The 12,072-nt window shown below is 37.6% G+C and carries 12 protein-coding genes; 3 read left to right on the plus strand and 9 right to left on the minus strand.

Going from position 1 to position 12,072, the window contains the following annotated elements; all coding sequences use genetic code 11:
* Nucleotides 1–142: 142 nt before the first annotated feature.
* On the minus strand, nucleotides 143–1,303 hold the full coding sequence (locus H9N25_RS11160) for a dipeptidase (protein ID WP_190328949.1): 1,161 nt from the start codon (nucleotides 1,301–1,303) through the stop codon (nucleotides 143–145).
* A 142-nt stretch (nucleotides 1,304–1,445) separates the two neighbouring features.
* Nucleotides 1,446–3,074, minus strand: a complete 1,629-nt coding sequence (locus tag H9N25_RS11165) for an acyl-CoA carboxylase subunit beta (RefSeq protein ID WP_190328950.1) — start codon at nucleotides 3,072–3,074, stop codon at nucleotides 1,446–1,448.
* 207 nt (nucleotides 3,075–3,281) lie between these two features.
* Here H9N25_RS11165 and H9N25_RS11170 point away from each other — a divergent pair, with 207 nt between their 5' ends.
* Both H9N25_RS11170 and H9N25_RS11175 read left to right on the plus strand, forming a co-directional pair.
* On the plus strand, nucleotides 3,282–3,725 hold the full coding sequence (locus tag H9N25_RS11170) for a DUF2721 domain-containing protein (RefSeq protein WP_190328951.1): 444 nt from the start codon (nucleotides 3,282–3,284) through the stop codon (nucleotides 3,723–3,725).
* A gap of 1 nt (nucleotide 3,726) precedes the next feature.
* Nucleotides 3,727–4,188, plus strand: coding sequence for a DUF1801 domain-containing protein (locus H9N25_RS11175; RefSeq protein WP_190328952.1), 462 nt, complete (start codon nucleotides 3,727–3,729; stop codon nucleotides 4,186–4,188).
* Here H9N25_RS11175 and H9N25_RS11180 read toward each other — a convergent pair.
* The 7 genes from H9N25_RS11180 to guaB all read right to left on the minus strand — a co-directional run bounded on the left by H9N25_RS11180 (nucleotide 4,185) and on the right by guaB (nucleotide 10,718).
* A complete protein-coding gene (locus H9N25_RS11180; protein ID WP_190328953.1) occupies nucleotides 4,185–4,724 on the minus strand; it encodes a hypothetical protein in 540 nt (179 codons plus the stop codon). The two genes, H9N25_RS11175 and H9N25_RS11180, sit on opposite strands and share 4 nt — an antisense overlap.
* A 62-nt stretch (nucleotides 4,725–4,786) precedes the next feature.
* The gene (locus H9N25_RS11185) at nucleotides 4,787–5,248 is read right to left on the minus strand and encodes a MaoC family dehydratase (RefSeq protein ID WP_167294853.1); all 462 of its coding nucleotides are present in this window, start codon (nucleotides 5,246–5,248) and stop codon (nucleotides 4,787–4,789) included.
* A gap of 105 nt (nucleotides 5,249–5,353) precedes the next feature.
* Nucleotides 5,354–5,947 carry an LOG family protein gene (locus H9N25_RS11190; RefSeq protein ID WP_190328954.1) on the minus strand — a complete coding sequence of 198 codons (594 nt, stop codon included), beginning with the start codon at nucleotides 5,945–5,947 and terminating at the stop codon, nucleotides 5,354–5,356.
* A gap of 386 nt (nucleotides 5,948–6,333) precedes the next feature.
* Nucleotides 6,334–6,933, minus strand: a complete 600-nt coding sequence (locus H9N25_RS25005) for a TonB-dependent receptor domain-containing protein (protein WP_255524628.1) — start codon at nucleotides 6,931–6,933, stop codon at nucleotides 6,334–6,336.
* Between the two features lie 44 nt (nucleotides 6,934–6,977).
* Complete coding sequence (locus H9N25_RS11195) at nucleotides 6,978–8,762, minus strand: TonB-dependent receptor (protein WP_255524629.1); 1,785 nt, start codon at nucleotides 8,760–8,762, stop codon at nucleotides 6,978–6,980.
* Complete coding sequence (locus H9N25_RS24600) at nucleotides 8,762–8,911, minus strand: peptidase associated/transthyretin-like domain-containing protein (RefSeq protein ID WP_223833718.1); 150 nt, start codon at nucleotides 8,909–8,911, stop codon at nucleotides 8,762–8,764. Before H9N25_RS24600 ends, H9N25_RS11195 begins: the two co-directional genes overlap by 1 nt.
* Nucleotides 8,912–9,248: 337 nt before the next feature.
* Nucleotides 9,249–10,718, minus strand: a complete 1,470-nt coding sequence (gene guaB / locus H9N25_RS11200) for an IMP dehydrogenase (RefSeq protein ID WP_086546656.1) — start codon at nucleotides 10,716–10,718, stop codon at nucleotides 9,249–9,251.
* A 229-nt stretch (nucleotides 10,719–10,947) separates the two neighbouring features.
* On the opposite strand from guaB, the gene H9N25_RS11205 reads away from it, so the two are divergent.
* Nucleotides 10,948–11,955, plus strand: coding sequence for a sterol desaturase family protein (locus H9N25_RS11205; protein ID WP_167294856.1), 1,008 nt, complete (start codon nucleotides 10,948–10,950; stop codon nucleotides 11,953–11,955).
* Nucleotides 11,956–12,072 lie beyond the last annotated feature (117 nt).

Here is a 12,072-nt window from a genome sequence, read left to right on the forward strand (position 1 = left end):
CGCAAATTTAATGCTTTAAATATTTGCTGGCAAGTGCACATTGTCAACATAGTTTACTTATTAACATCATAAGCCAAGCGAAAAGCGCTGTTTTAAGTCAGATGTTTCCATCTGGTACTGCCTATTAAACATGCACAAAAAATTACTCCCCTTTATTTTCTCTAATCAACCGAATTACGTTACCTCCCAGAATTTTCCTGATATCTTGTTCGGAGTAACCATTCTTAATAAGTTCTTCTGTAATTTTAGGGTAATCGGCTACACTATTTATTCCCAGGGGGAAAGATTCGGCGCCATCAAAATCGGCACCCAAGCCTACATGATCAATGCCAATTAATTTTACTACATGATTGATGTGTTTAACCAGCAGCGATACTGGCGGACGTGTAGCATCAGCATCAACCTGGTGGTTATAAATTAATGTATCTATTGCATTGCTCCTACCATATTTGGCGCTCAATGTTTTAAACTCGCTATCATATTTTGCGAAGAAAGCTTTCTGTTTAGTATTAAAAGTAGAATCTAAGAAACCACTGTAGAAATTAATACAGACTACCCCGTCGTTTTTGCCAACAGCTTTAATCTGATCATCTTTTAAATTTCGCGGAACGAGGTTTATTGCATAAGCACAGCTATGAGAAACAATTACAGGCTTGGTTGAAACTTTGATGGCATCATAAAATGTTCTTTCACCCACGTGTGATAAATCGACCATTACACCTAGTTTATTCAACCGTTTTACAACCTCTTTTCCAAAATTATTTAAGCCTGCATTTCCAGATTTTACTTTACCCGAAGTTTCTTCGGCTGCCGAACTCGACCATGATGTACTATTGTTCCAGGTTAAAGTAAGATAGGCCATTCCCCGCTTTGCTAAGCTATCGATATAATCTAACCGGTTTTCGATCATATGTCCACCCTCTACGCCAATCAATGCAACCAGTTTTTGTTGCTTAACCACTTGTTCTAATTCTTTAGCGCTTGTTACCAATTTAATTTTATCGGGATAGCGTTTAATTAAACTATAAAGCGAATCTATTTCACGGTTAGCCACGGCATATCCACCAGTTTCATCGCACCAAATGGAGAAAAACTGAACATCCAAACCACCTTGTCTGGCCCTCACTAAATCGAAATTTCCTTTTGGCTGAAGCTTACCAATATCAACACCGGATTTAATCTGATTGAAGAGTATATCTCCATGGGTATCCACAACGATTGCATCTTGATGAATTTTAGAAATTTGGGCAAAAAGATTGATTTGTAAAACAACTAGGCCAAGAAAAAGGTAAATATTCTTCATAGTTAAAGATAATATTAATTGTTTTTCAACATTAAAAACAGGGCAACTTATGCTCAAAAACTAGGTGTACCGTATTATCGAAGGTGATAAAATGTATGTAGTTTTTAACTGTCAGGTGTTACCATCTAACAGCACATTATAACTAAGTCTGTATCACACCAACATTAAATTTCCTAGTAATCGGCGATTGATTTGCGGCCTCAATACCCATCGAAATCACCTTCCTGGTTTCCAACGGATCGATAACACCATCTACCCAAAGGCGCGATGCAGCATAATAAGGTGTGGTTTGGCTATTATATTTATCAGTAATTTCTTTTAACAATTCAGCTTCTTTTTCTGGTGTAATTACCTCGCCTTTGGCTTTTAAAGATGCCTCCTGAATTTGAAGCAGGGTTTTTGCAGCCTGCGAGCCACCCATTACCGCAATCTTTGCTGTTGGCCAGGCATAAATTAACCTGGGATCGTAGGCTTTACCGCACATTGCATAATTGCCTGCACCATAAGAATTCCCCAATACTATTGTAAATTTTGGCACCACCGAATTAGCAACAGCATTAACCATTTTAGCACCATCTTTAATAATACCGCCATGTTCTGATCGGCTGCCCACCATAAAACCGGTAACATCTTGTAAAAAAACCAATGGAATTTTCTTCTGGTTACAATTCATAATAAAACGGGCAGCTTTATCGGCACTATCAGAATAAATTACACCGCCAAACTGCATCTCCCCTTTTTTCGATTTCACCACTGTGCGCTGGTTGGCCACAATGCCAACTGCCCAACCATCAATACGTGCTAAACCACAAACAATACTTTGTCCGTAACCCTTTTTGTATTCTTCAAATTCAGATTGATCAACCAAACGGTTAATGACATCCATAATTTCGTAAGGTTTATCTCTGTTTTCGGGTAAAATACCATATAATTCTTCTTCTTTTTCTTTAGGTTTAGCAGGTTTAATCCTATCGAAACCTGCATTTTGAGGACTACCCAGCATACTCATGATATTCCTGATACTATCTAAACAAGCCTGATCATTGGGATGCTTATAATCGGTAACACCAGAAATTTCGCAATGTGTAGTGGCACCACCTAAAGTTTCATTATCAACATCTTCCCCTATAGCCGATTTTACCAAATAAGAACCTGCTAAAAATACAGACCCGGTTTTATCAACAATCATTGCTTCATCGCTCATAATCGGCAAATAAGCACCTCCTGCAACACAAGCACCCATTATGGCAGAAATTTGCACGATCCCTTCAGACGACATGATGGCATTATTACGGAACATTCTCCCAAAGTGTTCTTTATCTGGAAAAATCTCGTCCTGCATAGGCAGATATACGCCAGCACTATCAACCAGGTAAATTACCGGCAAGCGGTTTTCCATGGCAATTTCTTGTGCACGGAGGTTCTTTTTTGCGGTCATGGGGAACCAGGCTCCGGCTTTTACGGTGGCATCGTTCGCTACAATCATACATTGCCTCCCGCTTACATAACCTATACCGCACACCACTCCGGCCGAAGGACATCCGCCCTGCTCGGCGTACATTCCATCAGCAGTAAAGGCCCCAACCTCTAAAAAATTAGAATCTTTATCAATTAAATAAGCAATCCGCTCGCGGGCCAGCAGCTTGCCTTTTTCTTTTTGTTTTGCAGCGTTTTTTTCGCCACCACCCAAGTATATTTTTTTGAGTCTGGTTTTAAGTTCGTAAACCAGCTGTTTATTTACATCCTCGTTTTTGTTGAATTCGATATTCATAGTGGCAATTTAAATTTAATTTTAGAAAAACAATATTGACCAAAACGGTTTCTGGTCTATCGGTTGGTTTAACCGCAAAGTAAGCCAAGTTCTTTAATCTTAAAGTTCCTGAAAATAAATTCAGGATCACGATCGGTTATGTAATTTGTTGTGCACCCAACAGGCAAGATATCAACATAAAATGATATTTTTGGGTAAATCCTAAGAATGGAACTAACCATAAATATACCGGCATTATTATTTCCTGCCATTAGCTTAATTATGCTGGCTTATACCAACCGGTTTCTGGCACTGGCGAGTTTGGTGAGAAGTTTAAAGTCGAAATATGAAGATGGCGATAAAAATGCAGCACTTCATCAACAGATTGAAAACTTGCGTTACCGGTTAAGGTTAATTAAAAACATGCAGGCTTTTGGCGTAATCAGTTTCGCGAGCTGTCTTTTTTGTATGTTTTTTATTTACCTGGAATGGAATACGATTGCCGAAATTCTTTTCGCATTGAGTTTAATTTTCTTTATGATCTCCCTTATCCTCTCGTTGATTGAAATCCAGATCAGTACAAAAGCGCTGGAGCTGGAATTGAGCAGTTTAGAGGAACTCGATAATCCATCAATTGTAAGTAGGTTTAAAAAGAAATTTGATAAAAATTGATATGCAACTATCTGTTAATACACCAGAAGAATATTTAAGCAGCCTTCCCGAAGAAAGGAAAGCACCCGTTTCGAAATTGAGAGATACTATTTTAGAAAACCTGCCTGCTGGCTTCGAAGAACAGATTACCTATGGCATGCTGGGCTATATTATTCCTTTAACACTTTACCCTGCAGGTTATCACTGTAAACCAGAACAAGCTTTACCTTTTATCAATATTGGTTCGCAAAAGAATTTTATTGTTATGCACCATTTGGGTTTATATGCATTTACCGATTTATTGGAATGGTTTCAGGCTGAATATCCTAAACACTGTAAATACAAACTCGATATGGGAAAAGGTTGCGTCCGTTTTAAAAAGCCAGACGATATTCCGTATGCTTTAATTGCGGAGCTGTCCAGAAAAATTACACCTGCACAATGGATTGAACAATATGAAAAAGCATTAAAACGGCAAGGTTAATTTTGATAAACTACACCATCAATCTTCAGCTTTTTAAACTTTTCGGCCCAGCCTTTACCTTTTATGTATTTTACCTGCGATGGATGTCCTTTTAAATTTGGATGATAAATTGGATCAAACGAAAAAGTCATTTCAGTATCCGTTTTTTGAACCACAGTTACTTCATTATCATTTTCATCCTTTTCTCCTGTAGTGAAAAACTTATCGCCCATTTTTGCATTAAAATCAGCTCTTGTATAAGTTTTCAAAGGACTATCGGGATAGCCCTCAATCAATTTATTTTGCTCGTCGATCCTTAAATAAACTGTACTCACTGCATCGCCTCCTACCAATGAATAAAACTTATAAAAAAGCTTCTTATTAATCCGAACAGTATCCTGAATTTCGGTATAGGATTGGGCATTCATATACCATAAATTGCCAATCTGCATCGGCAAGAACGAATCAGCTGCTGCATGTTGCTCCTTATTGCTCTGGCAGTACAGTATAAACAGGCTCATTAAAACGATACTTAAGAATTTAAAGGTTTTTATCATGAGCGCATTTGCTTTTTTCTAATTTAAACGTTAAAAACAAACAATCCGCTACATGGTAATAATTAGTTGATAAAATGATACAAGAAAACAACCTCACCACTAAATGCAGGCTTTTTCTGGTCTTCAATTTCCATTTCTATACCCATATTCACTTTAGTTACGCCGCGAAGATTAATGATAGAAGCCAGTTTAGCTTTTAACCTTACCTTACTATTTACCGTAACAGCCTGTGCAAACCTTAAACTTTCAATCCCATAATTGATCTCCATTTTTAAATTCTGGATATCAACTATTTCTTTCCATAAATAAGGGATTAACGATAAAGTTAAATAACCATGTGCTATGGTTGCTTTAAAAGGACCTTCATTTTGGGCTCTTTCTTCATCAACATGAATCCATTGATGATCTAATGTAGCATCGGCGAATTTATTAATTTGTTCTTGTGTAATGGTGTGCCATGACGAAACACCTAATTCCTTGCCAAGGTATTGTTCAAACTCTGCGTGGGAGGTAATGATTTGCATTTGGTATATATATTTTTAGCGCCAAGCGTATGGCGGATTGATAATTTCTTAGTCTTACTTGGTGCTCGATACTTACTACTTGATACTTACTACTTGATACTTTTTCTAACTCAAATTTCTTTCTCTAAACCAAACCTCATCCGGAATAGCAGAAAAGTCATCCATTTTATCGATTAAAGTTTCAGCATTTGCTTCATTAAAAACTAAATCTCGATTGGCCGGTTTCAAAAATTTACTTTGCACCATCATATCCATTTGGGCAAACAAGGGATCGTAAAAACCATTAACATTTAATACACCGATTGGCTTGTTATGTAAACCGAGCTGCAACCAGGTTAATACTTCAAAAAATTCTTCAAGCGTACCGAAACCACCAGGCAAAATTACAAAACCATCACTTAAATCGGCCATTTTCTGTTTTCGCTGATGCATATTTTCGGTAACAAGCATTTCTGTTAAACCCCGATGACCTACTTCCTTATCCATTAAAAACTGAGGAATTACCCCCGTTACCAAACCACCCAAATCCAATACATCGTTAGCTAAAACGCCCATTACACCAACGCTTCCCCCTCCATAAACCAATCTGATCTGCTGTTTTACAAGCGTTTCTGCTAATTGCTTTATTGCATTGCGTAGCGCTACATCGCCATTAAAGTTTGAGCCGCAATACACGCAAACCGAATTAAGCTTATTCATTTAGTTAAAAATTTACCGAAGTTAAGATTTTATCGGCTTTCTATAAATTTTAATTCTGCACAAAGCTGTTACAGGTGTATTTTTTGAAGTTTAAACCACCAAAAACAATGGCTTATTTTAATTTTTCATTCCAGCCCCATACCTCCTGGTCACAGAGAAAATTAATTCCTAGTATTTTTGGTCCTTACAAGAACCACTGGCAAATGTAAAATAGACCTGATGGAAGTGGGCACGAAGCCAATTCTTCATTGGCGAAGTAAAACACACAGCAGGACTACATCACCGAAAAGCACAGAAGCCCGCTCTCCCTAAAACAAAAAAGGAGCAACATTAACGCCACTCCTTTTAACCAAATATAAGAGAAAAGATTTTTTTGTTAAATGATCTTAGAAAGCATAGCGGATTGTGGCCCCATAAGTTCTTGGATCGCCAAGTACACCTGCATATAAACCAGAGTTGCCTGCTGCAGCCTGTAATTGCTCATAGTAATTTTTGTTTGCAATATTTCTGCTCCAAACAAATAAAGAGAACTTATCCGATTTGAAACCTAACCTTGCATTAAATAAAGCATAACCTTTAACATTCAGTACGCTTGATGGTGTAGGATTTGAAGAGTACTCTGAACGATAACTGGCATCACCAGCGATGAAATACCTACCCGTTCTAGTTGCTAAATTACCTGCCGTACTAAGTTCCGAACCGCCAGAAATATTCCATTTCGAAATACCTGGTAATCTACCTCCCGAAGCATCTTTAAATGCCACTTGGGTAGCAACGCCATTTACCAATTCGGTATGCCCGGTTTCTTCTAAGGGAAGAGGAGCATTTGTAAATTTCACATATTTGCCATCTAGATAAGCCAAAGCAGCATTTAAAGTTAAAAATCTCTCCAGCTGGTAAGTACCGTCTATTTCTAATCCTTTTACCCTTACTTTTTCAGCATTTGCCAGATAACCTCTATTTACGCCTAGTTGTGGCGATTGCACATTGGTCTGGTAATCTTTAATATCAGTATTAAATGCACTAATATTTACAATAGCCCTTTAAACGGCTTTGTTTTAGCACCTAATTCATAGTGTTGCACATATTCCGGTTTAACAACAGCTACTGATAAATCGGCTGCTCCGGTTGAGGTAGTTGGCAAACCACCTACGTTAACACCCACCGGTTTGTAAGCGGTAGAAAAAGTTCCATAAACATTTAAGTTATGGGTTGGACGATAAGATAAGGTAAAGTTACCCGACAAATTGTTATTATCTACCTTTGTTGTAAACTGCTGATTTGCATATACTGCTGCTTTAAGTGCTAATAATGCTGCATCATTAGTTTGTAAACCACCGTAAGTAACCCTATCATAATCAACATCTTTTTTATCATATGTATACCTTAAACCTGGTAATACATGCAGGTTTTTTAAAACTTCCCAATCAACCTGCGCAAAAACAGCAGCACTTAACGATTTGATGGTAGAGTTGGTTTTAATGCCAAAACCATCCAATAAACCTGGTGTTGAATATAAGGCCTGATTTCCGGTATTACTGGTCTGTACAAATCTCCACTGATCTTTACCTACTTCTTCTGTTTGTGACAAACCTTTTAAATTCTGACCCAAGAAATAAACACCGATTACGCCACTTAATTTGTCGGTAATATTACCCGCGTATCTTACTTCCTGCGAGTATTGATCGTGACGTGAAGTACCCTGCGATTTGGTTAGCGCTGCTAATTCTGAGAAATCCCGATCGTTTGTAGGATCCCAGTTCCAGAATCTCCAGGCGGTGGTTGAAGTAAGTGTTCCATTGCCGATTTTATAATCTACATTTAATGATATACCACCGATTGATTGGTTGTGTCTCCAAGGGGTATTGGTATTGATTTCTCTTGAAAAAGGATCGATTTTAGGTTGTTGATAGCCTAAATCAGAAACAATTTTAGCATACTGGCGGTATGCACTTCTTTCGGTTGTGGTAACACCGGCAATTACCAATGGATAACCTGCCGGATGCTGAATGCTTACATCGCCACTTAACAATACCTGTAATTTCTCTGAAGGGGTATAATATAGCTGACCTTTAAAGCCCAGGTTGTTCTGTCCGCTGTATCTTCGTTCTTCTCTCGTATTCCAGATGGTACCATCGCGCTGTGTACCAGAAATTGAAATTTTTGCAGCAAGATCCTTAGCAAGTGCACCAGAAACTGAAGTTTTGGCCTGAATAAAATTATAATTCCCTGCGCTCAATTCTATTTTTGCACTAGGTGTTAAAGTTGGTTTACTTGTAGTGATGTTAAACGCACCTGCTGTTGTATTTTTACCAAATAAGGTACCTTGTGGACCACGTAAAATTTCGATCTGGTCGATATCAAGAAAATCGGTAGAGGTAGCAGCCGGACGGGCATGATAAACACCATCTACATAAAAACCCACCCCAGGATCAATACCATCATTGGTTAAACCAAAAGTAGAGCCCAAACCCCTGATATTTAAAGTGGTATTTCTGGCATTCGATGCATATAATTGTACTGAAGGCACTAATTCTTTCAAACGGTTAACGTTAAAAGCACCTGCATTTTCTGCTGCACGGCCACCAATAACCGTAATTGGAATCGGCACATCCTGTAAAACCTCCGAGCGCCTTCTAGATGTTACCACAATCTCATCCAATAGTGCATTTTCTACCAAAACCAATTCTATTGGAGTATCCTGAAGTTTTAGTATCTGAAAATCCTGTGGTTTATAGCCTACCGAACTTACCTGTAAGTAAAATGGTGTTTCTTGTTTTACATTAATACTGAAGACACCTTTTTCATCGGCCACTACGGCTTGGTTTGTTCCCTTACCTTTACGGTTGCATTAGGGATTGTAGTGCCATTGGTTGTTTTAATTACCCCAGTTACGGGACTTTGGGCAAAAGCAGAACCTGCCGCAAGTAAAAATGAAAAGAGAAAAAGTAAACTTTTGTTCATGATTAGTTATATAGTTTGTTTAAATGTAGTTGATTGATGACGCGTTCGAAAGTATCTGATTACTGTTTTAGAATGGCTACAACAACAATACAAGCGTGTTTTTTGGTTTGTTTTCATAATTATTATATAAATCCTATGGATTTAGTCGACAAATATATTAAAAAATTTTAGCTGCCAAATTTTATTTTGTGATTTTTATATTAATTAAAGACCTCGCAGGTTTTGAAATAAATTGAGCATAACGATTAATACAAAAAAACGGGGCTATCGTAAACCGATGCCCCGTTTTTTTGTTCTTAAATATCTGGATATTATATTTTACTTTATGCGGTCCACCTTATCTGGTGTAATTAGGTGCTTCTTTAGTAATGGTAATATCGTGCGGATGGCTTTCGCGCATACCGGCAGCCGTAATCTGTACAAACTGCGCTTCTTGTAAAGCTTCTATAGTTGCCGCTCCACAATAGCCCATACTCGCACGTAAACCACCTATATACTGGTACATTACTTCAGCTAAAGTACCTTTAAATGGCACACGACCAACAATACCTTCTGGAACTAGTTTTTTAATATCATCTTCCACATCCTGAAAATAGCGGTCTTTAGAACCTTGTTCCATCGCTTCAATTGAGCCCATTCCACGGTAAGATTTAAATTTACGTCCTTCGTAAATAATGGTTTCGCCTGGCGATTCTTCTACTCCTGCAAATAGGGAACCTGCCATCACTGTGCTTGCACCTGATGCAATCGCTTTGGCAATGTCGCCAGTGTGTTTAATACCACCGTCAGCAATAACAGGTACACCCGTACCTTTTAAAGCTTTGGCACATTCATAAACAGCATATAACTGAGGAACACCAACACCTGCAATAATTCTGGTGGTACAGATAGAACCCGGGCCAATACCTACTTTAACGGCATCAGCACCAGCATCTGCTAAAAATTTCGCAGCAGCACCAGTGGCAATATTACCAACAATCACTTGTAAATCAGGGTATTTAGCTTTAACTTCTTTTAATTTATCAACTACACCTTTGGTATGGCCATGAGCAGTATCGATGGTAATTACATCAACACCAGCATGAACTAAAGCATCAACACGCTGTAAAGTATCTGCTGTAACGCCTACCGCAGCTCCTACCCTTAAACGGCCACGTTCATCTTTACAGGCTACCGGGTAATTTTTAACTTTCGAAATATCTTTAAAAGTGATTAAACCACTTAAGTAACCATCTTTGCTAACCACTGGAAGTTTCTCGATTTTATGATTCTGAAGAATCTCTTCTGCTTGAACCAAAGTGGTTCCTTCTGGTGCAATGATTAAATTTTCTTTAGTCATTACCTCAGAAATTGGTCTCTTCATATCCTTTTGGAAGCGTAGATCTCTGTTTGTAATAATACCAACTAGTTTATTATCGCTACTAACAACCGGAATACCACCAATTTTATGCTCTTTCATGATCTTAAAAGCATCGGCCACTACAGCTGTTTCCAACAAGGTTACAGGATCTTGAATCATACCGCTTTCCGAACGCTTAACTTTACGCACTTCTGCAGCTTGTCTGTCTATGGTCATGTTTTTATGTAACATACCAATACCGCCGTTTTGCGCAATGGCAATGGCAAGTTCGGCTTCAGTTACAGTATCCATTGCTGCAGAAATCAATGGAACATTAAGTTTAATTTTTTTTGTTAAAAAAGTGGCTGTATTTACTTCACGGGGCAGAATTTCCGAATACGCGGGTACTAAAAGTACGTCGTCATACGTTAAACCTGTGGCAATAAACTTTGTGGAATCGAGTTGCATAGCAAATAAATTAGGATTTATTATTTGCCAGGCAAAGATACAAAAATTAAGGGAAAATAAAAGCATAAAGATAAAAATGCTTAAATATTGAGCTTGCCTGACAATTGCTATCATCATAAAACACAAACCAAGGTTTTAATGAATATATGGTAACAATAACCTATTATTTAGTGATTTAATTTGATTAAACTCTAGATTTATATAAATTCATCAAACCAAATATATAAACATGATTGATTTTCTTGAAGGCACAAAAGAATGGCTGATTGGCTTTTTTGGCTTATCGGCACTTTTACAGTTGTTGCAAACTAATGATTATAGCCAGTTTATGAGCTGGAAAGGAATTAGCGCACTTATTGGTCCCTTAATCCCTTTTTTATTGGTTTTTGAAATCATTAGAATGACATTTTACCGCCGTTTTAAGGTAGTAGATTACCGCATCTCTTTCTTCTCGCTGGTACTCAACTCCTTTATTGGCCGTATTATTTCAATCGGAATGGTTTCCATTTGTATTGGTTTATTTGGAAAATATGCCATTTTTAAAACCGAAATTACCTGGTACTGGCTCATTTATGGCTATGTAATATGGGAATTTGGTCATTTCATTTACCATTTTTTAGCACATAAAGTTAGACTGTTTTGGTGTTTGCATTCTACACACCATGCACCAGAAACCATGAATCTATCGGTAAATTTTGCTCACTTTTTTCTTGAAGCACCTTATGCAGATCTAATTAGAACAACAACATGTATTCTTTTAGGCGTAAGCCCATCACTCCTCTTTTTAATTATGTTTATTGATGGAGTTTGGGGCTCTTTTATCCATATTGGAGAAAATATTTCTAAAGATGGCCGTTTCGGTTTTTTAAATAAAATAATCCTTACCCCCTCTCATCATCGTGTACACCATGCCAAAAATGCATTGTATATGGATACCAACTTCTGCAACCTGTTGCCCATCTGGGACCATGTTTTTAAAACCTACCAGGAAGAGGATAAAACGATAAAAATTGAATATGGTATTACCAGGGAGATGAAAAAACACAGTTTTTTAGATGCTTATTTCGGCGAAATTGTTCTTTTGGCCAAAGATGTTTGGCACGCACCAGGTATTAAAAATAAGTTTCTATACATTTTTATGCCTCCGGGATGGAGCCACACCAAAGACCATAAAACAGCAAAAATAGTAAGAACAGCATATCTGAAAACCTACAAAACTGAAATGGCCGCGCCATAAAGAAGGGAACAGAGGCATTTTATAAAATTTTGTGATGGCCATATAGACTAATTTAAAAGTTTATGAAATATGTTGTCAATTAATTGATCATATTTCAATGAATCTTTTTAATATTGC

The sequence above is a fragment of the Pedobacter riviphilus genome, assembly GCF_014692875.1.
GTDB classification, from domain to species: domain Bacteria; phylum Bacteroidota; class Bacteroidia; order Sphingobacteriales; family Sphingobacteriaceae; genus Pedobacter; species Pedobacter riviphilus.

Excerpts from the sequence above, each read along its gene's own strand:
- H9N25_RS11160 (WP_190328949.1), bottom strand. The coding sequence starts at position 1,303 with ATGAAGAATATTTACCTTTTTCTTGGCCTAGTTGTTTTACAAATCAAT.
- H9N25_RS11165 (WP_190328950.1), bottom strand. The coding sequence starts at position 3,074 with ATGAATATCGAATTCAACAAAAACGAGGATGTAAATAAACAGCTGGTT.
- H9N25_RS11170 (WP_190328951.1), top strand. The coding sequence starts at position 3,282 with ATGGAACTAACCATAAATATACCGGCATTATTATTTCCTGCCATTAGC.
- H9N25_RS11175 (WP_190328952.1), top strand. The coding sequence starts at position 3,727 with ATGCAACTATCTGTTAATACACCAGAAGAATATTTAAGCAGCCTTCCC.
- H9N25_RS11180 (WP_190328953.1), bottom strand. The coding sequence starts at position 4,724 with ATGATAAAAACCTTTAAATTCTTAAGTATCGTTTTAATGAGCCTGTTT.
- H9N25_RS11185 (WP_167294853.1), bottom strand. The coding sequence starts at position 5,248 with ATGCAAATCATTACCTCCCACGCAGAGTTTGAACAATACCTTGGCAAG.
- H9N25_RS11190 (WP_190328954.1), bottom strand. The coding sequence starts at position 5,947 with ATGAATAAGCTTAATTCGGTTTGCGTGTATTGCGGCTCAAACTTTAAT.
- H9N25_RS24600 (WP_223833718.1), bottom strand. The coding sequence starts at position 8,911 with ATGAACAAAAGTTTACTTTTTCTCTTTTCATTTTTACTTGCGGCAGGT.
- guaB (WP_086546656.1), bottom strand. The coding sequence starts at position 10,718 with ATGCAACTCGATTCCACAAAGTTTATTGCCACAGGTTTAACGTATGAC.
- H9N25_RS11205 (WP_167294856.1), top strand. The coding sequence starts at position 10,948 with ATGATTGATTTTCTTGAAGGCACAAAAGAATGGCTGATTGGCTTTTTT.